The following is a 19,458-nucleotide window of genomic DNA, read 5'->3' on the forward strand; positions in this document are numbered from 1 at the left end:
GTCGCCAGGTGTGGCTCTTCCGCTCGCCGGCGCACTCCCCTGGGGGGGGGCCCCCACCCTCAGATCCCGGGGGGGCGCGCCCCCCCTTTCGTTTTCCGATTTGACTTATGTGGTGTTTATGTGCAGGAAAGTGTGAGATGAGGCTCATCGCCCTTCCCTAGGCCGGAGTTCGGGTTCCACCTACATTGAGTGGAACTGCCCGAAAGGCTCCTTCATGCACAAGCCTTCCGCCGCTGCCGCCGACCTCCGGGTCCGCGGGCGGCTCGCCGCCCTCGGGCGGTTCTGCTTCCGGCACCGGCGCTGGGTCCTCGGCTTCTGGGCCGTCGTCCTGGTCGTCGGTGTCGTGATCGGGGGCCGGGTCTTCGAGGGGTCGGTGGCCGGGGCCTCCTCGGCCAGCTCCGAGGCCGACCGGGGCGGTGCGGTCGCCACCGCGGCCGATCCGGCCCGGGGAGTCGTCACCGCCGTCGTCGACGGGAGGCCGGTGGACGACGGGGCGGTACGGGCGGCCGTCGCCAAGGCCACCCAGGAGATCGCCGCCCTGCCCGGCGTCGCGTCCGCGAACGACGCGTACGGGCCGGGGCCGGCCGCCGCCGCGCTGCGGTCCGCCGACGGGAACGCGAGTCTGGTGACCATCCGGATGGCCGACACGAGCACGGCCGCCCAGGCCGACGCCGTCACCCAGCGGCTGGCCGCGCTGAACGGCACCGGCGGCGCGCACGTCACGGTGGGTGGTGACCTCGTGCTCCAGCAGGAGGTCAAGAAGCAGACCGAGCAGGACACCCGCTTCGGCGAGATCGTGACCCTGCCGCTCACCCTGGTCGTCATGGTGCTGGTCTTCGGCGGGCTCGCCGCGGCCAGCCTGCCGGTGATCGGCGCGGTCGCCTCGGTGGGCGGGGCACTGCTGGCGATGTTCGGCTTCAGCCGGATCATGGACATCGACACCAGCGTGCTGCCGATCGCCACCGTGCTCGGGCTCGGGCTGTCGATCGACTACGCGCTGCTCATGGTGAACCGTTTCCGTGAGGAACGCGGGCACGGCGCCGGCATCGCCGCCGCCGTCGAGCGCACCGCCGCGACCGCCGGGCGCACCGTCGCGTTCTCCGGGCTGACCGTCGCCGTCGCGCTCTCCGGTCTCTTCGTCTTCACCAGTCCGGTGCTCGGGGCCGTCGCCGCCGCCGGCGTGAGCGTGGTCGTGATCGCCGTCGCCGCGGCGCTCACCCTGATCCCCGCGCTGCTCGGCTTCGCCGGCTCGCGGATCAAGGCGCCCGCCGCGCCGGTGCCCGACGAGGGCTTCTTCAGCCGGACCGTCCGCCGGGTCCGCAAACGGGCGGTGCCCGTCGCACTCGCCTGCACCGCGCTGCTGATGGCGGCCGGGGCGCCGTTCCTGCACGCGGAGATGCGCAACTCCGGGGCGGCCGTGCTGCCCGCCTCCTCCGCCGGGCGGCAGGTCGCGGACGCGATCGACCAGCGCTTCCCGCAGGTCGCCGCCGCGCCGATCACGGTGGTGGTCGAGGGCGGGGCGCCGGTCGCGCAGGCGTACGCGGACGAGGTCGTCGCCAAGCTGCCCGGGGTGAGCGGGGTGCGGGCGGTCACGCCGGTGAGCGACTCCGTCTCGACGATCGACGTGCTCGTCCACGGGGACCCGCAGGGCGGGACGGCCAAGCAGGTCGTCGACGAGCTGCGGGCCGACCGCGGCGGGCTGAAGACCTACGTGACCGGCGGCGCCGCCTCGGTGGTCGACTTCTCGAACGAGCTGACCTCGCGCGGGCCCTGGGCGCTCGGGCTGGTCGCGCTCGGGACGCTGGTGCTGCTGTTCCTGATGACCGGCTCGGTGGTGATGCCGGTCAAGGCGCTGCTGATGAACCTGCTGTCGCTGGGCGCCTCGCTCGGCGCGCTCACGCTGATCTTCCAGGACGGGTACTTCAGCGGGCTGCTCGGGTTCAGTCCGACCGGCGGGCTGGAGACCTTCATCCCGGTGCTGGTCTTCGCGTTCGCGTTCGGGCTGTCCATGGACTACGAGGTGTTCCTGCTCGCCCGCATCAAGGAACTGCACTCGCGCGGCTACAGCTGTGCGAAGGCCGTGGAGCTGGGCGTGCAGCGTAGCGGGCGGATCATCACCTCGGCGGCGCTGCTGATGGTGATCGTCTTCGCCGGGTTCGCGCTCGGGGACATGCTCATGGTCAAGCAGATGGGCATCGCCCTGGCGGTCGCCGTCGCGGTGGACGCCACGCTGGTGCGCTGTCTGCTGGTGCCGGCCGCGATGAGCCTGTTCGGCGAGTTCAACTGGTGGGCGCCGGCGCCGCTGCGGCGGCTGCACCGGCGCTTCGGGCTGAGCGAGCACGTCGAGCTGCCGCCGATCGCACCGGCGGTGATCCCGGCGCAGCGTCCCGAGCTCGTGGGCACGGGGACGGGCTCGGCGCCGGCGGCTCAGTGACGGGCTCGGCACGGCCGGCCCGGTGACCGGATGAGGGCCGGAGGCCTGGTGACGGGCCCAGGGTCGGCGGCTCGGTGACGGGCCCGGTACGGCCGGCCCGGTGACGGGCTCAGCGCAGTCGGCTCAGCAGGGCGACGCTCGCGCGCAGGGTCTGCCGCTCCTCGGGGGTGAGGCGGGTCTCGATGGCGGCGGCGATCTGCGCCTCGCGGCGGGCGCGCTGTTCGAGGAGGGCGTCGTGGCCGGCCCCGGTGGCGGTGACGAGCAGCTTGCGGCCGTCGGTGGGGTGCGGGCCCTGGGTGACCAGGCCGGCCTCGGTGAGCAGGGCGACCGTGCGGGCCATCGACTGGTGGCGCACGCGCTGGCGCTCGGCGAGCTCGGCGACGGTGTAGGCGCGTTCGTCGCGGACGAGGAGGCCGAGGACGGCGGCCTGGTTCTGGGGCAGCTCGTCGTTGTCGCGCAGGGAGCGGACCAGGCCGCCGAGGGCGGCGCGCAGGTCGGCGGCGAGTTCGAGGGTCTCGGGGGCCGGACTGTTCATGGCAGAAGCCTACCGGGAATCTGTGCAGCAAAACTGTGTAGTCATGCTGCGCAGTTTCGCTGTATTGTTTTTCCCATGCGAATCACCAAGTTCGGACACGCCTGCGTACGCCTGGAGCACGACGGCACCACCGTCGTCATCGACCCCGGGATGTTCACCGACCCCGCCGCCCTCGCCGGGGCCGACGCCGTCCTGATCACCCACGAGCACATGGACCACTTCGAGGAGTCCCGGCTGCGCGCCGCGCTGGAGGCCCACCCGGCCCTGCGGGTGTGGACCAACGACGCGGTGGCCGCCCAGCTCGACGGCGTGGCGCAGCGCGTGAGCGCCGTCGGCGAGGGCGACGCGTTCGAGCTCGGCGGGCTGGAGGTGTCGGTGCACGGTGAGTGGCACGCGGAGATCCACCGGGACGTCCCGCTCGTGAAGAACATCGGCTTCCTGTTCGGCGGCCGCCTCTTCCACCCCGGCGACGCGCTCACGGTGCCGCCGCACGCCGTCGAGACGCTGCTGCTGCCGATCGGCGCGCCCTGGAGCAAGGCGGGCGAACTGGTCGACTACGTCCGCGAGGCCGCCCCGCGCGTGGCGGTGCCCGTGCACGACGCGGTGCTCAGCCCGATCGGGCTCGCCGTGCACTCCCGCCTGGTCGGCGAGGACGGGCCGGGCGGTGCCCGGCTGCGGGCGCTGGGCGAGGGCGAGAGCCTCGACCTCGGCTGACCGCCGGGAGGGCGGCGCCGGTAGCCTGGCGCCATGCTGAAGATCGGACTGACGGGTGGCATCGGCGCCGGCAAGAGCGAGGTGTCCCGGCTGCTCGCCGCCCACGGCGCGGTGATCGTGGACTCCGACGTGCTCGCCCGCGAGGTGGTCGCGCCCGGGACGGCCGGACTCGCCGCCGTGGTGGCCGAGTTCGGGCCCGCGGTGCTGCGGCCGGACGGTTCGCTGGACCGTCCGGCCCTCGGTGCGATCGTGTTCGCCGCCCCGGACCGGCTCCAGGCGCTGAACGCGATCGTCCACCCGCTGGTGCGGGCCCGCTCGGCCGAGCTGGAGGCCGCCGCCGCGCCGGACGCCGTCGTCGTGCACGACGTGCCGCTGCTCGCCGAGAACGGGCTCGGCCCGCTGTACGACCTGGTCGTCGTGGTCGACGCGGCGGACGACGTGCGGGTCGCGCGGCTGGTGGAGCTGCGCGGCATGACCGAGGACGAGGCCCGGGCCCGGATGGCCGCGCAGGCCACCCGCGAGGAGCGGCTCGCGATCGCGGACGTCGTGATCGACAACAGCGGTCCGCTGGAGGAACTGCCGGCCCGCGTCGCCGAGGTGTGGGCGCGGCTGCGGCCCCGCTCCTGATCAGGCCGCGCCGGCCGGCACGTCGGCGGTGAGCGGCAGGCGGGCCCGGACGGCGAAGCCGCCCTCCGGGGTGGGGCCCGCGTCCAGGGTGCCGCCGAGGTCGTCCGCGCGGGTGCGCATGCCGTCCAGGCCGTGTCCGCCGGAGGGCAGGTGCGGGTCCTCGCCGCCGTCGCCGGGGGAGTTGACGACGGACAGGCGCAGCCCGTCCGCGCGGATCTCGACCGTGACGGCGACGGTGGCCGAGGGGGCGTGCTTGTGCACGTTGGTGAGCGCCTCCTGGACGATCCGGTAGGCGGCGTACTGGACGGCGGGGCTCGGCTCGGGCCCGCCGTCGGCCGGGCCATCGACGCTCAGTCGTACGGACAGGCCGGCCCGGCGGGACTCCCCGACGAGTGCGGGCAGTCCGCCCAGGGACGGGCCCTCGTCGGAGGCGGGCGTCAGCACGCCCAGCAGTCCGCGCAGTTCGGTGAGGGCCTGCAGGCCGAGGGTGCGGATCAGCCCGAGGGTCTCCTTGACGACGGCCGGGTCGTTCGGCGCGGCGACCTGGCAGGCACCGGCGTGCAGGGTGATCAGCGAGACCCGGTTGGACACGACGTCGTGCATCTCCCGGGCGAGCCTGGCCCGTTCGGCGGCGGCGGCGCGTTCCTCGGCGTGCTGCCGGGCGGCCTCCAGGAGGCGGTTGCGGTCTTCGAGCAGGTCGACGGCGCGGGCGCGCTGGTGGGCGGTGAGGCCGAGGGCGAGCGGCACGGCGCCGTACACGAGGGGGTCCTCGATGATGTTGGCGATGTTGTTCAGCGTGCTGAGGTCGCCGAGGTCGAACGGGATGAGCAGGCGGATCTCGGCGAGGACGGCGATCACGACGAGCGCCCGGGTCCGGCCGCGCCGCGCGGCGAACCCGTAGAGCGCGACGGCGAGGGGCAGCTGGCCGCTCAGCAGGGTGAGCGCGGTGACCGTCGCCGGGGCCCGCCAGCGGAAGGCCAGGGCGAGCGCGCCGATCGCCATCAGGGTGGCGTTGACCCCGCGGGAGGAGGTCGGCCCGACGTCCGGGTCGCCCGCGGCGAGCGGGACCAGGATCAGCAGGGCGAGGACGGTCGGGGCGAGCGCGACGACCGGGGCGGGCAGCCGGACCGGCAGGCTCACCAGCATGGTGGAGCGGTGGGCGGCCCGCAGGCCGGGGACCGGGCGGTCCCCGGGCTGCTGGTCGGTGGGCTGGCGCATGGGGGCATGCTTCCACACCGGGGTTCCGGCCGGCCTTGGATCACGGTCGGCCCTGGATCCCGGCGGGCCCTGGATTCCGTGAGCCCCGGAAGCGACCATGGCGGGATGACCGATCATCTTCCCCCCGGGAGCCCCGCCGCGCCGGTCGAGGTCGTGCGGCTGCCGCAGTACACCCGTGCCGACCAGGACGAGATCCTCGGGCCCGGCGACGACCCCTACGGAGTGGCGCACACCGGGCTGACGTTCCTGCCCAAGGAGATCCACTTCGGCGTCCGGTCCGCCGGGGGCCGGCTCGTCGCGCACACCGGCCTGCTGCCGCTGCCCCTCACGATCGGGAGCGCGGAGGTGCCGGCCGTCGGCGTCGGGGGCGTCGCCGTCGCCGCAGACCGGCGCGGCGGCGGCCTCGCGCGCGCCGTGGTCGGGGCCGCCCTCGACCACGCCCGCACGCTCGGCCCCGCCTACGCCCTGCTGTTCTGCCGTCCGCCGCTCGTCGGCCTCTACGAGCGGCTGGGCTTCCGGGAGGTGCCCGGCGAGGTGACGGTCGAGCAGCGCGGCGGGCTGCTCGCCGTGATGCCGCTGCGCACGATGTGGGCGCCGCTGCGGGCCGGCGCCGCCTGGCCGGAGGGGGCGGTGCGGCTGCGGTCGCTGCCGATGTGACGGACCGGCACCAGGGTGAGCGGGCCGGGCGGGCCCGTCAGGCGGAGGCGGCGCGCTCGACGGAGGCGGCCCGCTCGACCGCGGCGGCGGCCAGGGCGCGGATCATCGCGTGCGGGCGGGTGCCGTCGCCGGACAGCTCCGGCTGGAACAGCGAGGCCAGGAAGAACGGGTGGTCCGTCAGCTCCAGGATGCGCACCGAGCCCGCCTCGTCCGCGCCGCTGAACCGCAGCCCGTGCTCGCGCAGCCGGTCCAGGTAGGCGGAGTTGAGCCCGTACGCGCAGTGGTAGCGCTCCAGCGTGCGGGTGGTGCCGAGGACGCGCTCGGCGAGCGTGCCGGGCGTGACGTTCACCGCGCCCTCGTGGCCGACCAGCGAGCACGCGAGCGGCTCGATGACCTGCTCGTCCCGGTCCGGGTCCTGCTCGGCGTGGACGGCGTCGCCGATGCCGCAGACGTCGCGGGCGAACTCCAGCACCGCGTGCTGGAAGCCGGCGCAGGTGCCGAGGAACGGGATGCCGAGCTCGCGGGCGGTCCGGACGGCGGCCAGGGCGCCGTCCTCGCTGCGGTAGGGGCTGCCGGGGAGCAGCCAGATCGCGTCGAAGCCGTCGAGTGCGCCGGGTGCCCCGGCGTCCTCGGTGGGGATCCAGTAGGCGTCCAGGTCGAGCTGGTCGCGGGTGGCGAGGGCGTCGAGCAGGCCGGGGATGCGGGCGTGCGAGCGGACGGCGGGGGAGCGGTCGCCGACCAGGGCGATGCGCGGGGTCTGGTAGGTCATGCGGCTATCCTGGCCCGGCACCCGAGATCACCGCCAACGATGATTTCTTACCCCTCGATCAGATCGGCTGATGAGACTGTGGATCCGCAGCAGCTGCGCACCTTCGTCACCGTCGTCCGCCTCGGCTCGTTCTCCGAGGCGGCGCGCGAGCTCGGGTACACGCAGTCCGCCGTCTCGCAGCAGATCGCCGCGCTGGAGGCGGACCTCGGGGCGCCGCTGCTCGTCCGCCGCCCGGTCGGCCCGACCGAGGCGGGCGTGCGGCTGCTGGAGCACGCCGCGCCGCTGCTCGTGCGGCTGGAGGCGGCGCGCGCCGACGTCGCGCGCCTGGTCGGTGCCGCGAGTGCCCGGCTGGTGCTCGGTGCCACCCCCCTGGCGCTCGGCACCGCGGTCGGGCGTGCGCTCGGCGAGGTGCGCCGGACGTATCCGCGCGCGGAGGTGGACGTCCGGGTGCTCGCCCAGGACGTGCTGCCCGCGCTGGTCGCCACCGGGGACGTCGACCTCGCCCTCGTCGACGGGCTCGCCGCGCCCAGCGACCCGCTGCCGCTGCCCGACGTCGGCCCGCTCGGCACCGTCGCCGTCGCCGAGCAGCCGGTCGTCGTGGCGCTCCCCGCCGGGCACCCGCTGGCCGGCCGGCCCGGGGTCGCCCTCGCCGACCTGTCCGCCGCCCGCTGGCTCGACGCCCCCGACCTCACCCCGCCGCCCGCCCGGCTGCGCGCGGCCACCGGCACCGACGGCTTCCGCCCCGCCACCCGCTACCGCGGCACGGACGTGCACGCCCTGCTCGCGCTCGTGGCCACCGGCCACGGCCTGGCCCTGCTGCCGCCGTCCGCCCTGGCCGCCGCCCCCGGCGTCGTCGGGGTGCCGGTCACGCTGCCGCGCCTGGTGCACCGCACCGAACTCGTGCACGGCAGCCTCCCGGAGGGCCCGGCGGCCCTGCTGGCCCGGGAGTTGACGCACCGGCAAACTCTTACCAAGTAGTTCACGTCCCGGGGCTGACGGTGTTCGTGGTGGCGCTGCTGTCATGGGCACAGTCGCCCGGCATTCGGCCGGGCCGGCCCAGGAGAGAGCCTCCATGATGCTTCGTCAGCGCCTGACCGTGGGCGCCGCGGCCACCGCCCTCGCCGCCGCCGGGATCGCCGCCGGAACCGGGACCGCGCAGGCTGCTTCGCACCCGTCCGCGCACAAGTCCGATGCCCGTGCGGCCGGTTGTTCGCGCGCGTACCTGCCGCTGCCCGACCCGTCCTGCACGCCGGGCGCGTACAACCCGGCCGTCACCCAGGCGACCATCCAGAAGACGATCTGCGTCTCCGGCTGGACCGCCACCGTGCGCCCGCCGGCGAGCTACACCAACGCCCTGAAGGTGCAGCAGATCGCGCAGTACGGCTACTCGGACACCAACCCGGCCGACTACGAGGAGGACCACTTCGTCCCCCTGGAGCTCGGCGGCGCCCCGCGCGACCCGCGGAACCTGTGGCCCGAGCCGCGGTACGGCAACGAGCCCGCGCAGAGCAAGGACACCGTAGAGAACCGGCTGAAGAAGGCGGTGTGCGGCGGGCAGGTCACGCTCGACGCCGCGCGCAGAGCGATCGCCTCCGACTGGACGACCGCGCTGAGCCGCCTCGGCCTCTGACGGCCGGCGGCGCGTGGTGACGGGCCGGCCCGTCCGGTCCCCTGTGCCGGACGGGCCGACCCGTCGTGCCCCGGTATCGCGACCGGGGCGGTCTGTGCGGGCTGCTCAGCAGCCCGGGAGGGCCTCGCAGGGCGGGGCCGCACCGGTGACGCCGGCCGGGCGGGTGGTGCGCAACCGACGGCTCCTCACGTGTCCGGTGTGCCGGATCGGGGTCGGGTGCCCGGTGGCTCCCGGCGCCTGGTGGGCACGCGGCACGGCTGGTCCTTCCCCCGTACGTCCGGGGGCACGACACCGTTTCCGACCTGGGCTTGAGGGGTACTCAGCCCTGCGCGGCATCGACAGCGGTCGAAACTTAGTGCTATCCGGCCATCCCTTGCAAAGTGGAAAACCGGCTGGTAGTCCGGGGTGCCGGACAGTTGCAGCCGCCCGGTGGCGAAGGTGTGCGCGCCCGCGGAAGAAGCGATGGCGGGCCGGAGGTGGGAGCCGCCCTCCGGCGGCCCCGCACGGCCGGTCGGCCCTTCTGCCGCCTGGTGAACGGCCGTTGCGGGGAGGCGGGGCGGGGTCGGGGACGTCAAGGGTTTCCCCGGCGAGGTTCGTGTGGGGACCAGCTGCCCCTACGCCCGGGTGCCCGGGACGCCGAGCTGGGCGGCGAGCCAGGGCAGGGCCTGGACGAAGGTCGCGGCGCCGGTCTGCCAGGTGTGCTTGCCGGAGCCGACGGCCGTCGTCGTGCGGATGCCGTCCTTCTTCGCCGCGTCGTTCAGCACCTTGGCCGACTCGATCTGGCCGTGCTCCTCGTCGCCCTGGCCGAAGTAGCCGGACACGCCCTGGTACTTGGGGTGGTGGGCGAGGACGGTCACCGGGTCGTGCGCGGACCACGCGGCGGCGTCACCGCCGTAGAGCTCCTGGACGGTGTGGTCCTTGTCGCCGATGTACGGGCCCTTGTCGCCCGAGAAGTCGCCGAAGTGGGTGAAGACCGTGGGGTGTTCGACGGTGAGGTCGAAGGCGCAGGTGCCGCCCATCGACCAGCCGGCCACGCCCCACTTGTGCGGGTCGGTGGCGGCGTTGAAGGTCTTCTGGACGAACGGCGGGACGTCCTTGACCAGGTGGCTCTCGGAGTTGCCGTGCGGGCCGTCCACGCACTCGGTGTCCACCCGGAAGCCGCCGGTCGCGTCGACGAAGACGAGGATCGGCGCGAAGCCGTTGTGCTTGGCGGCGAACGCGTCCGCCGTCTTCACCGCGTCGCCGGAGCGGATCCAGTTGTCCGGCGCGGAGAACTCGCCGCCGATCATCTCCAGGACCGGCAGCTTGGGCCGGCTCTGGCTGCGGAACCATGCGGGCGGCAGGTAGACCAGCTCCTGGCGGTGCGCGAAGCCGCTGGCGGTGTCCGGGATGTCGACCTGGACGATGCGGCCGGTCTTCGTCTTCCCGTGCATCGAGCCGAGCTGGGCGAGCGTGATCTGGTCCGGCAGCGGGTCGCCGCTCAGCTCGCCGACCGCGTCGCCGATGGTCGGGTAGTAGCCGGTGGCCACGTTGAGGCTGTTGGCCGCCGCGAACAGCGCGAGGACGGCGGCGAGCGGCGCCAGCGCCCGCCGCCACCAGCGGGCGCCGCGCCAGCCGAACCCGAGCACGCTGAACGCCCCCACCGCCACGCCGCTCCACAGCCAGACGCCGAACGGGATCGGGTCGGTGATGCCGGACAGGGTCAGCACCCCGACCGCCGCGAGCGCGGTCAGGCCCGCCGCCGCCCCGAGGGCGATCGGACCCCACTTGACGCGCCAGGTCCGGTCCCGCCAGCCGACGGCGGTGACGAACAGGGCGACGGCGACGGCCTGTACGGTCCACGGGAACCAGCCGCCGAGCAGCGAGACGTTCATGCGGCGGAGGCTAGGACGGGGACATGAGAGGGCGCTTAAAGGCTGGTGATCGTCTGATGGTCCGCTGGGAGGCTCCTGGGAGCCCGTCGGTGCGGGGCGTCGGGCCTCAGGGCCGCCGGAACAGCGCGGTGAGCAGGAACGGCACGCCGAAGAGCGGCGAGTCCGGGGACTGCTCGGCCATCGGACGGATCTCGACCGGCTCGAAGTCCGCGAAGAGGGCGCGCAGTTCCGCGGGCGCGTAGGCGAGGCCGCCCTCCAGGCCGCCGACGCGGTACAGGTCCTCGTCGGGCCGCTCCGAGCCCATCGCCCCGGCGGCGAAGGTGCTGAGCACGAAGTGGCCGCCGGGCGCGAGGACCCGGTCGAGCAGGGCGAGGTAGCCGACCCTGCGGTGCGGCGGCAGGTGGTGGAGGCAGCCGGAGTCGAGGACGAGGTCGTACCGGGCGTGCGGGAGCTCGACGTCGAAGATGTTCCCGCAGTGGAAGCGCGGGCCGAGCCCGGAGGCCGCCGCCCGCTCCTCGGCCCACGCGACGGCGGCGGGCGAGAGGTCGACGGCGTCGACGTCGAAGCCGAGCGCGGCCAGGTGCAGGGCGTTGCGCCCCGGACCGCAGCCGAGGTCGAGCGCCCGGCCGCCGGGGGCGACGAGGCCGCGGTCGAGGTAGGAGACGAGGTGCTCGTCCGGCTTCGGCACGAAGAACGGGCGCCCGGCGCTCCGGTCGGCGTAGAAGCCGTCCCACCAGGCGGAGGCGTCGGAGGTCCAGCGGTCGGCGGCCGGGGGGAAGAGGCGGTCGAGGAGGGCGAGGACGTCTTCGGTCGTGCGGATCGTGCGGTTCATGAGGTCGAGCCTAGGCGGACGCGAGAGTCTTTCCCAGGGCCAACTCCCCTGGTGGGAAGGGGTGTAGCGGCTCCTGGCGGTGGGCTGCGAAGGGGGGCCTCCGGCCGCACCGGCCCCGGGGTGTGCAGGTGGCGGCGCGGGCGCCAGGGGGCGGGAAGGGCCGTTTCCGGGCGGGGCTGGGAGGCGCCTGGGAACGGCCCCGGATAACGCTTTCGCGACGGTCTCGACGGGCCCGCCGCGGCCTGCCGTCAGCCCGCGAAGCGCTCGCGCAGGGCGCGCAGGCCGGCCGTGAACACGCCGTGCACCAGGGCCGTCGACGCCTCGCGGTGCTCGCGCTCGACGTCGTACGTCGCGCTCCACTCGACGAACGCCGCGTCGGACTCGGTGACCGGCACCACCCGCAGGGTCGCCCGGTAGGCGCTCAGCTCGAAGGTGCCGTCGGCGAAGCCGTACGTGTAGCTCCGGGCCCCGTCGTCGTAGCCGAGCAGCGTCTCGCTCAGCTCCGTGTCGCCGAGCTCGAAGAGGCGGACGGCGCCGACGGCCGTGCCGCCCAGGTCGTTGCCGCGCCGGCTCGGGGGCAGGTCCGGGTGCCACGCGCCGAGGGCGTGGAAGTCCCCGATCAGCTCCCACACCTTGCCGGCCGGAGCCTCCACCACCGTGCTGACCGTCGTCCCCGCCATGGCCGTTCCCCTTCGTCGCCGGATCCCGTGCATCCCCGACCATCTTGGCCTTCGGCGAGACGATATGAGGAACGGTCAGGGAAACTCGCGCGTTCGGGCGGACATGAACGAAGAACCGGTGACCCTGCGCCCGATCGCCGAGGCGGACCTTCCGGTCCTCCACGCGATGATGAACGACCCCGACGCGCTCGGCGAGTTCCAGTGGTACGGCTGGCGGGACTTCGGGCCGATCCGCCGGCAGTTCGCCGAGGACGGGCTCCTCGCGGACCACCGCTCGGTGCTCGCGGTGGAGAGCGGCGGCGCGTTCGCGGGCTTCGTCTCCTGGCGGCAGGCGAGCCCGCGGGCGGCGTCGGCGTACTGGAACATCGGCGTGCAGCTGCGCCCGGAGGCACGCGGCCGGGGCGTCGGCACGGAGGCCCAACGGCAGCTCGTGGCCTACCTGTTCGCGCACACCCCGGTGATGCGGCTGGAGGCGGACACCGAGGCCACCAACCTCGCCGAGCAGCGCGCCCTGGAGAAGTGCGGCTTCACCCGGGAGGGCGTCCAACGGGCCCTGGCCTTCCGCGACGGCGCCTGGCGCGATGTCGTGCGCTACAGCATCCTGCGGACGGACCCAAGGCCCTGAGGCCATGAGGTCCTGGGGCCCTGAGGTCCTGGGGCCCTACGGCGCTACGGCCGGCTCCGGGCCGGTGCCGGGGTCGCGGGTGAGGAGGTAGCGGGCGCCGGGGCCGGAGGCGGCGGCGCGGTCGGCCGCGTTGTAGAGCGCGCAGCGGGAGAGCGAGAGGCAGCCGCACCCGATGCAGCCGGTGAGCTTGGCCTTGAGGCGCTCCAGTTCGGCGATCTGCTCGTCGATCCGGCTCTGCCAGGACGTGGCGACCGCGTCCCACTCGGTGCCGGTGGGGACGCGGTGCTCGGGGAGGCGGTCGAGGGCGACGCGGGCCTCGTCGAGGGAGAGGCCGACGCGCTGCGCGGCGCGGACGAAGGCGACGCGGCGCAGCGTGGCGCGGTTGTACCGGCGTTGGCCGCCGGCGGTGCGGGTGGCGTGGATGAGGCCGAGGCTCTCGTAGTAGCGCAGGGCGGAGGTGGCGAGGCCGCTGCGTTCGGAGAGCTGGCCGATGGTGAGGAGGTCGTGACGGGTGGGGCCGTGGCCGGGCGCTGCGGTCATGCGGCCCACTCTATCCATGGACTTCAAGCGGACTTCAAGCGGACTGCAAGGGGCTCCAGGGGGCTCCAGGGGGCTTCGGGTGGGCCGCGGGCGGGTTCGGAGGCCCGGTCAGTCGGTGCCGAACCACTCCTCCGCGAGGTCGTCGAGCGGGAGGCCGCCGACGCCGAGCCGGTCACAGAGCGCAGCGGCGCCCGGCCGCATCACCGATTCGTCGGGCACGACCGCGTCCCACTGCTCTTCCGTCTCCACCACAGGCAGCACGGCAGGACGCTAGGCGTGCGAACGGCCTTGCGGCAACTGGTTTTCCGGCCGGGCCGCGGACACCGTCGGTGATCGCTTGACTTCAAGCTGGCTTTAAGTTGCACCATCATCGTCATGACGAAGCAGATGACGCAGACGACGCACACGACGCAGACGGCGAGCGGGACCCGGACCGGCGCCCGCTTCGAGGACCTCCCGGCCCTCATGGCGCTGATGACCGGCGACGAGAAGCACGGCCCCGCCGCCACCTCCACGCTGGACGCGCTCTGGGTGCTCTACGACCGGATCCTGCGGGTGACCCCGGGGACGGCCGAGCACCAGGACCGCGACCGCTTCCTGCTCTCCAAGGGCCACGGTCCGATGGCGTACTACGCCGTGCTCGCCGCCAAGGGGTTCATCGACCCCGAGGTGCTGCCGAGCTTCGGGGCCTACGACTCCCCGCTCGGCCACCACCCCGACCGGATGCTGGTCCCGGGCGTCGAGATCGCCTCCGGATCGCTCGGCCACGGCCTGCCGCTGGCCGTCGGCACGGCGCTCGGGCTGCGCGCCCAGGGCCTGGCCGATCCGGCGGTGTGGGTGCTGCTCGGGGACGCGGAGTTCGACGAGGGCTCCAACCACGAGGCGGTGGCCTTCGCCGGCGCCTACGGGCTGGACCGGCTGCACGCGGTGGTCATCGACAACTCCTCGGCCACGCACGGCTGGCAGGGCGGCATCGCGGCCCGGTTCGCGGCCGAGGGCTGGTCGGCGCAGACCGTCGACGGCCGCGACCACGAGGCGCTGCACGCGGCCTACACCGCTGCGCACCCGGGCCGCCCGCGGGTCGTGGTGGCCCGCGTCGAGCCCAAGGACTCCTGAGCACTGCCGAGCACTCCCAGGCACTACCGAGCACCGCCGGGCACTCCCGGCCGAGCACCACCGCCGTCACGCACAACCCGCCGATACACAAGGGGACTTCACCGATGGAAACCATGCGCGAGCGCTTCTTCGACGTCACGACCGACCTCCTCGACCAGGACCTGCGCGTCGCCCTCGTCCTCGCCGACATCAGCGCGGCCTCCTTCGCCCCGGCGGCCGGGCGCCACCCCGACCGCGTGATCAACGTCGGCATCCGCGAGCAGCTGCTGATCGGCGCGGCCGGCGGCCTGGCGCTGACCGGGATGCGCCCGATCGCCCACACCTTCGCCAGCTTCCTCGTCGAGCGGCCCTTCGAGCAGGTCAAGCTGGACCTGGTCCACCAGGGCGTCGGCGCGGTCCTGGTGAGCGCGGCCGGCTCGTACGACTGGCCGGCGGGCGGCCGCACCCACATGTCGCCCGGTGACGTCGCGCTGCTGGACACCCTGCCGGACTGGACCGTCCACGTGCCGGGCCACCCGGACGAGGCCGAGACGCTGCTGCGCCACGCCGTCGCGGACGGCGACCGCAACGTGTACGTCCGCCTGTCCGCGCACCAGAACGAGGCGCCGGTGGCCGTCGAGCCGGGCCGGTTCACCGCCGTGCGCGAGGGCTCGGGCGGGGTGGTCGTCGCCGTCGGCCCGATGCTGGACGCGGTGCTGGCGGCGACCGAGGGCCTGGACGTGACCGTGCTGTACGCCGCCACCGTCCGCCCGTTCGACGCGGCCGGGCTGCGCGCGGCCCTGGGCGACCGGCCGGACGTCGTGCTGGTGGAGCCGTACCTGGCCGGGACGTCGGCGAACGAGGCGCACGCGGCGCTGGCCGACCGCCCGCACCGGGTGCTGGGTCTCGGCGTGCCGCGCGAGGAGCACCGGCACTACGGCTCGATCCCCGAGCACCTGGCGGCCTACGGCCTGGACGCGGCCTCGCTGCGGGAGCGGATCGCCACCTTCCTGTGGTAGCCGCGGCCGGTCACAGCAGGACGACGGCCACCGCGTCCGCCCCCAGCCGCACCGTCGGACCGTCCAGTGCGGCCGGCCCGAACGCGGCCACCACCTCCCGCCCTTCGCCGCCCAGCGGCAGCGCGGCCTCGCCGGAGCCGAGGTTGACCGCCACCCGGTACGGCCTCCGGTGGACGACCAACCACCGTGCGGCCTCGTCGAATTCGACCCGCACCGCGCCCAGGTCCGGATCGGACAGCTCGGGCCGCTCCCGCCGCAGCCGGATCAACCGCCGGTGCCAGTCGAGCAGTTCGGCGTGCGGCCGGCGCCGCGGCTCGGTCCAGTCGAGCACCGAGCGCAACACGGTGGCCGGCTCCTGCGGGTCCGGGACGGCCTCCGCGCGCCAGCCGTGCTCGGTGAACTCCCGGCGCCGGCCGCGCCGGACGGCCTCGGCGAGGTCGGGGTCGGTGTGGTCGGTGAAGTACTGCCAGGGCGTGGCGGCGCCCCACTCCTCGCCCATGAACAGCATCGGCGTGAACGGCGAGGTGAGCACCAGCGCGGCGCCGGCGGCGAGCCGCCCGGGGGTGAGCGTGGTGGAGATCCGGTCGCCGAGCGCCCGGTTGCCGATCTGGTCGTGGGTCTGCAGGTAGCCGAGCAGCCGGTGCCCGGCGCCGGCCGGCGCGAACGGGCGCCCGTGGCGGCGCCCGCGGAAGGCGGACCAGGTGCCGTCGTGGAAGTACCCGCGGGTGAGCGTCCTGGCGACGGCGGCGAGCGGCGCCCGCGCGAAGTCGCCGTAGTAGCCCTGGGATTCGCCGGTCAGGGCGGCGTGCAGGGCGTGGTGGAAGTCGTCGCTCCACTGGGCGTCGAGACCCTGGCCGCCGGCCTCGCGCGGCGTGGTGGTGCGCGGGTTGTTGAGGTCGGACTCGGCGATCAGGAACAGCGGGCGGTTGGTGGCCGCCGCCAACTTCTCGACCTCGCCGGACAGTTCCTCCAGGAAGTGCACCGCCCGGTCGTCCGCGAGGGCGTGCACGGCGTCCAGGCGCAGCCCGTCGATGCGGTAGTCGCGCAGCCAGGAGAGCGCGCTGCCGATGAGGTACGTCCGCACGTCGTCGGAGCCGGGGCCGTCCAGATTGATCGCGGAGCCCCACGGGGTGTGGTGCCGGTCGGTGAAGTACGGGCCGAACGCCGGAAGGTGGTTGCCGGACGGGCCGAGGTGGTTGTGGACGACGTCGAGGATCACCCCGAGGCCCGCGCGGTGCGCCGCGTCGACGAAGCGCTTCAGGCCCTCGGGCCCGCCGTAGGGCTCGTGGACGGCCCACAGGGAGACGCCGTCGTAGCCCCAGCCGTGCTTGCCGGGGAACGGGCAGACGGGCATCAGCTCGACGAAGTCGACGCCCAGGCCGACGAGGTGGTCGAGGTGTTCGGCGGCGCCGTCGAAGGTGCCGCGGGCGGTGAAGGTGCCGACGTGCAGCTCGTAGACCACCGCCCCGGGCAGCGGGCGGCCGCGCCAGCCGGTGTGCGACCAGCGGAACGCGGCGTGGTCGACGGCCCGGCTCGGGCCGTCCGGGCCGTGCGGCTGCCGGGCCGAGCGCGGGTCGGGCAGGGGGCGGCCGCCGTCGAGGCGGAACGCGTAGTCGCCCTCCGGCGCCTCGCCGCCCCACCAGCCGTCCCGGTCCGGGCGGCGGTCCAACGGGTGGGGGACGCCGTCGACTTCGACCTCGACCCGGTGGGCGGCGAACGGCGCCCACACCTCGTACGGCCTCACGCCGGGCTCCTCCTCGTCAGCAGCGCCACGGGGTACGTCGCCAGCAGGTCGGCGGCCGGCACCGGTCCCGCCGGGTGCGTGCGGTGGGTCAGTTCGTCCGTCCACGGCCCGCCCGCGGGCAGGTCGAGGAAGGTGTCCCGCCAGCCGCCGGCGCGCTCCAGGCCGTACGGGAGGCGGGTGACGGCGGTGACGACGTCGTCGCCGCGGGCGAAGGCCAGCAGGTGGTCGGAGGCGAGGTCGGTGGCGGGCAGCGGCCGGTAGGGGCCGAGCGGGCGGGCGCGCCGCAGGTGCAGGGCGGTCGCGGTGAGGTGGAGCTTCTCGCGGGCGAGGTCGCCGGGGCGCGGGGTGGCGGCGTCGGTGAGCCGGACGGCGAGGGCGCCGAGGTCGACGACGCCCCGGTTGTCGGGGTCGACGAGGGTGTACAGCGGTTCCTCGCTGCCCTGGTAGAGGTCGGGGACGCCGGGCACGGTGAGGTGCAGCAGCGCGGCGGAGAGCGTGTTGGAGCGGGCGTACGGCGCGAGCGCGTGCACCCGGCCCTCGATGCGGGGGAGCAGCCCGGGGGTGTCGTACACGGCGCGGGCGCGCTCCTCCAGGGCGCGTTCGAAGGGGGTGTCGGGGGCCGTCCACGAGGTGTGCAGCTTGGCCTCGCGGGCGGCCTTGAGGAGGGCGGCGACGAGGCGGTCCGGGCCGATCGGCCAGGCGGCGACGAGGGTGTGCCACAGCAGCCAGTCGCCGTCGCGGTCGCTGCCGGGCCCGGCCGCGGCGGACCACGCGGCGGCCTCGGCGGCCCACGCCTCGGGCTGCTCGGCGAGGACGGCGAGGCGGGCGCGGGCGTCGGCGCTGCGCTTGGTGTCGTGGGTGGAGAGCGCGGTCATGCTGAGCGGCCAGGCGCCTTCCAGGTACCGGCACCAGTCGTGGAAGCCGGCGGGCTCCAGTCCGGGGCGGGCGGGTTCGCCGCCGACCTCGTTGAGGCCGGGCAGGGCGTTCCACCGGTAGAAGGCGGTGTCCTCGACGCCCTTGGCGGCGACGGCGGCGGCGGTCTGGGCGAAGCGGGCGCAGAACTCGTCCTTCTCGGGCCCGCGCCCGAGCTCGCCGAGGGCGAGGGCGGCGACGAGGGAATCGGTGGGGTCCGCCGCGCCGTCGAGCAGCCCGCGCAGGTACCCGTCGTCGCCGGCCTCGCCGGGCCGCACGTACGGCCGGTAGACCGGGTAGCCGGTGAGGAGCCGCTCCAGCGAGGCGCGCAGCTGCCAGGGCGCGTGGTCGGCGTGCTCGGGCTCGGCGGCCCCGACCCGCACCGCGAGCCGGACCAGCCGGTCGACCTCGGCCGCGAGCTCGCCGCGCGGTGCGGTCATCTCGGCCCGGCCGCGCAGGGCCGCGGCGACCGCCGGGTGGGGGTCCCGGCGGAGCTCGGCGGGGGCGGCGGTCCCGTGCAGGAAGGCCTCGTAGGCCGCGGCCAGCCGGCCCGCGCCGGCCGGGTCGGTGAGTACCCCGTCGATGCGGCGCAGCGCGTCGTACCCGGTGGTGCCGGCGCACGGCCAGTCGGCGGGCAGCCGCTCGTCCCCGGTGAGGATCTTCTCGACGACGGTGTAGGCGCCGCCGGTGGCCGCGGCGAGGCGGGCCAGGTAGCCGCGCGGGTCGGCGAGCCCGTCGGGGTGGTCGATCCGGAAGCCGTCGAGGACGCCGTCGGCGTGCAGCCGCAGCAGCACGGCGTGGGTGGCGTCGAAGACCTCGGGCTCCTCGACCCGCACGGCGATCAGCTCGTTGACGGTGAAGAAGCGCCGGTAGTTGAGCTCGGTGCGGGCCAGGCGCCACCAGGCGAGGCGGTACCACTGGCGGGCGAGGAGTTCGGCGAGCGGCAGGTGCCCGGTGCCGGGGCGCAGCGGCAGGACGTGGTCGTGGTAGCGCAGCACGTCGCCGTCGACGGTGATCCGGCCGAGTTCGTCGCCGAGCCGCCCGCCGAGCAGCGGCAGCAGCACCCGGCCGCGTCCGGGGGCGTCGGCGGGGCCGGGCTGGGCGGCCCAGTCGATGTCGAACCAGCGCGCGTACGGGGAGTCGGGCCCGTCGCGCAGGACCTCCCACAGCTGCCGGTTGAGCCGTTCGGGGACGGGCACGGCCATGTGGTTGGGCACGACGTCGGCGAGCAGCCGCAGGCCGTGCCGGTGCGCGGCGGCGGCCAGCTCGCGCAGGGCGGGCTCGCCGCCGAGCTGTTCGCTGACGCGGCCGTGGTCGACGGTGTCGTAGCCGTGGGTCGAGCCGGGGGCGGCCTCCAGCAGCGGGGACAGGTGGAGGTGGGAGACGCCGAGGGCGGCGAGGTAGGGGACGGCGGCGGTGGCGTCGCGGAGGGTGAAGCCGGGCTGGAGCTGGAGTCGGTAGCCGGCGGTCGGCGTCCAGGACGGGGGGACACTGGCGGCCGGGCGGGTCCGTGCGGGCTCGGCGGCGGAGGTCATAGCTCCATGAGTACCCGG

19 protein-coding genes are annotated in these 19,458 nt (G+C 75.0%); 9 read left to right on the forward strand and 10 right to left on the reverse strand.

The features are described 5' to 3' along the window. The first annotated feature begins 214 nt into the window (after positions 1-214). Positions 215-2,434: an MMPL family transporter gene (locus ACFV4F_RS08925; RefSeq protein WP_380501129.1), complete on the forward strand. Its 2,220-nt coding sequence runs from the start codon at positions 215-217 to the stop codon at positions 2,432-2,434. A gap of 109 nt (positions 2,435-2,543) precedes the next feature. Here ACFV4F_RS08925 and ACFV4F_RS08930 read toward each other — a convergent pair whose 3' ends face one another. Continuing rightward, complete coding sequence (locus ACFV4F_RS08930) at positions 2,544-2,969, reverse strand: MarR family winged helix-turn-helix transcriptional regulator (protein ID WP_380441019.1); 426 nt, start codon at positions 2,967-2,969, stop codon at positions 2,544-2,546. Positions 2,970-3,044: 75 nt separating this feature from the next. Between ACFV4F_RS08930 and ACFV4F_RS08935 the strand changes: the two genes are divergently transcribed. Next, positions 3,045-3,683 carry an MBL fold metallo-hydrolase gene (locus ACFV4F_RS08935; protein WP_380501131.1) on the forward strand — a complete coding sequence of 213 codons (639 nt, stop codon included), beginning with the start codon at positions 3,045-3,047 and terminating at the stop codon, positions 3,681-3,683. A 33-nt stretch (positions 3,684-3,716) separates the two neighbouring features. Continuing rightward, positions 3,717-4,310, forward strand: a complete 594-nt coding sequence (gene coaE, locus ACFV4F_RS08940) for a dephospho-CoA kinase (RefSeq protein ID WP_380501133.1) — start codon at positions 3,717-3,719, stop codon at positions 4,308-4,310. Here coaE and ACFV4F_RS08945 read toward each other — a convergent pair whose 3' ends face one another. Then, on the reverse strand, positions 4,311-5,528 hold the full coding sequence (locus ACFV4F_RS08945; protein ID WP_380501135.1) for a sensor histidine kinase: 1,218 nt from the start codon (positions 5,526-5,528) through the stop codon (positions 4,311-4,313). It abuts the gene before it with no gap. A 105-nt stretch (positions 5,529-5,633) separates the two neighbouring features. Between ACFV4F_RS08945 and ACFV4F_RS08950 the strand changes: the two genes are divergently transcribed. Continuing rightward, complete coding sequence (locus ACFV4F_RS08950; RefSeq protein WP_380501137.1) at positions 5,634-6,185, forward strand: GNAT family N-acetyltransferase; 552 nt, start codon at positions 5,634-5,636, stop codon at positions 6,183-6,185. A 37-nt stretch (positions 6,186-6,222) separates the two neighbouring features. Here ACFV4F_RS08950 and ACFV4F_RS08955 read toward each other — a convergent pair whose 3' ends face one another. Then, positions 6,223-6,954, reverse strand: coding sequence for a hypothetical protein (locus tag ACFV4F_RS08955; RefSeq protein ID WP_380492754.1), 732 nt, complete (start codon positions 6,952-6,954; stop codon positions 6,223-6,225). Between the two features lie 78 nt (positions 6,955-7,032). Between ACFV4F_RS08955 and ACFV4F_RS08960 the strand changes: the two genes are divergently transcribed. Together ACFV4F_RS08960 and ACFV4F_RS08965 are read left to right on the forward strand one after the other, a co-directional pair. Continuing rightward, positions 7,033-7,932, forward strand: a complete 900-nt coding sequence (locus ACFV4F_RS08960; protein WP_380501139.1) for a LysR family transcriptional regulator — start codon at positions 7,033-7,035, stop codon at positions 7,930-7,932. Between the two features lie 94 nt (positions 7,933-8,026). After that, the gene (locus tag ACFV4F_RS08965) at positions 8,027-8,584 is read left to right on the forward strand and encodes a hypothetical protein (RefSeq protein WP_380501141.1); all 558 of its coding nucleotides are present in this window, start codon (positions 8,027-8,029) and stop codon (positions 8,582-8,584) included. Positions 8,585-9,198: 614 nt separating this feature from the next. On the opposite strand, the gene ACFV4F_RS08970 is transcribed toward ACFV4F_RS08965, so the two are convergent. The 3 genes from ACFV4F_RS08970 to ACFV4F_RS08980 form a co-directional block, all read right to left on the reverse strand. Beyond that, positions 9,199-10,458, reverse strand: coding sequence for an alpha/beta hydrolase (locus ACFV4F_RS08970; RefSeq protein ID WP_380441000.1), 1,260 nt, complete (start codon positions 10,456-10,458; stop codon positions 9,199-9,201). A 106-nt stretch (positions 10,459-10,564) separates the two neighbouring features. Then, entirely contained in the window at positions 10,565-11,290 is a 726-nt protein-coding gene (locus ACFV4F_RS08975; RefSeq protein ID WP_380501143.1) for a class I SAM-dependent methyltransferase, read from the reverse strand. Between the two features lie 248 nt (positions 11,291-11,538). Further along, on the reverse strand, positions 11,539-11,970 hold the full coding sequence (locus ACFV4F_RS08980) for an SRPBCC family protein (RefSeq protein ID WP_380440996.1): 432 nt from the start codon (positions 11,968-11,970) through the stop codon (positions 11,539-11,541). Between the two features lie 103 nt (positions 11,971-12,073). On the opposite strand from ACFV4F_RS08980, the gene ACFV4F_RS08985 reads away from it, so the two are divergent. Beyond that, positions 12,074-12,595, forward strand: a complete 522-nt coding sequence (locus ACFV4F_RS08985) for a GNAT family N-acetyltransferase (RefSeq protein WP_380501145.1) — start codon at positions 12,074-12,076, stop codon at positions 12,593-12,595. 36 nt (positions 12,596-12,631) lie between these two features. On the opposite strand, the gene soxR is transcribed toward ACFV4F_RS08985, so the two are convergent. Further along, positions 12,632-13,135 carry a redox-sensitive transcriptional activator SoxR gene (gene soxR, locus ACFV4F_RS08990; RefSeq protein WP_380440992.1) on the reverse strand — a complete coding sequence of 168 codons (504 nt, stop codon included), beginning with the start codon at positions 13,133-13,135 and terminating at the stop codon, positions 12,632-12,634. A 108-nt stretch (positions 13,136-13,243) separates the two neighbouring features. Beyond that, on the reverse strand, positions 13,244-13,396 hold the full coding sequence (locus ACFV4F_RS08995; protein WP_380501147.1) for a hypothetical protein: 153 nt from the start codon (positions 13,394-13,396) through the stop codon (positions 13,244-13,246). A gap of 126 nt (positions 13,397-13,522) precedes the next feature. Between ACFV4F_RS08995 and ACFV4F_RS09000 the strand changes: the two genes are divergently transcribed. Next, positions 13,523-14,251: a transketolase gene (locus ACFV4F_RS09000; protein ID WP_380501216.1), complete on the forward strand. Its 729-nt coding sequence runs from the start codon at positions 13,523-13,525 to the stop codon at positions 14,249-14,251. Between the two features lie 104 nt (positions 14,252-14,355). Next, complete coding sequence (locus tag ACFV4F_RS09005) at positions 14,356-15,249, forward strand: transketolase family protein (RefSeq protein WP_380501149.1); 894 nt, start codon at positions 14,356-14,358, stop codon at positions 15,247-15,249. Positions 15,250-15,259: 10 nt separating this feature from the next. Here the strand turns inward: ACFV4F_RS09005 and treZ are convergent, their stop codons facing one another. Together treZ and treY are read right to left on the reverse strand one after the other, a co-directional pair. Further along, positions 15,260-16,993: a malto-oligosyltrehalose trehalohydrolase gene (gene treZ / locus ACFV4F_RS09010; protein ID WP_380501151.1), complete on the reverse strand. Its 1,734-nt coding sequence runs from the start codon at positions 16,991-16,993 to the stop codon at positions 15,260-15,262. Beyond that, positions 16,990-19,440: a malto-oligosyltrehalose synthase gene (treY, locus tag ACFV4F_RS09015; protein ID WP_380501153.1), complete on the reverse strand. Its 2,451-nt coding sequence runs from the start codon at positions 19,438-19,440 to the stop codon at positions 16,990-16,992. Before treY ends, treZ begins: the two co-directional genes overlap by 4 nt. Between the last annotated feature and the right edge of the window lie 18 nt (positions 19,441-19,458).

This window comes from Kitasatospora sp. NPDC059722 (assembly GCF_042733235.1).
Lineage (GTDB): Bacteria > Actinomycetota > Actinomycetes > Streptomycetales > Streptomycetaceae > Kitasatospora.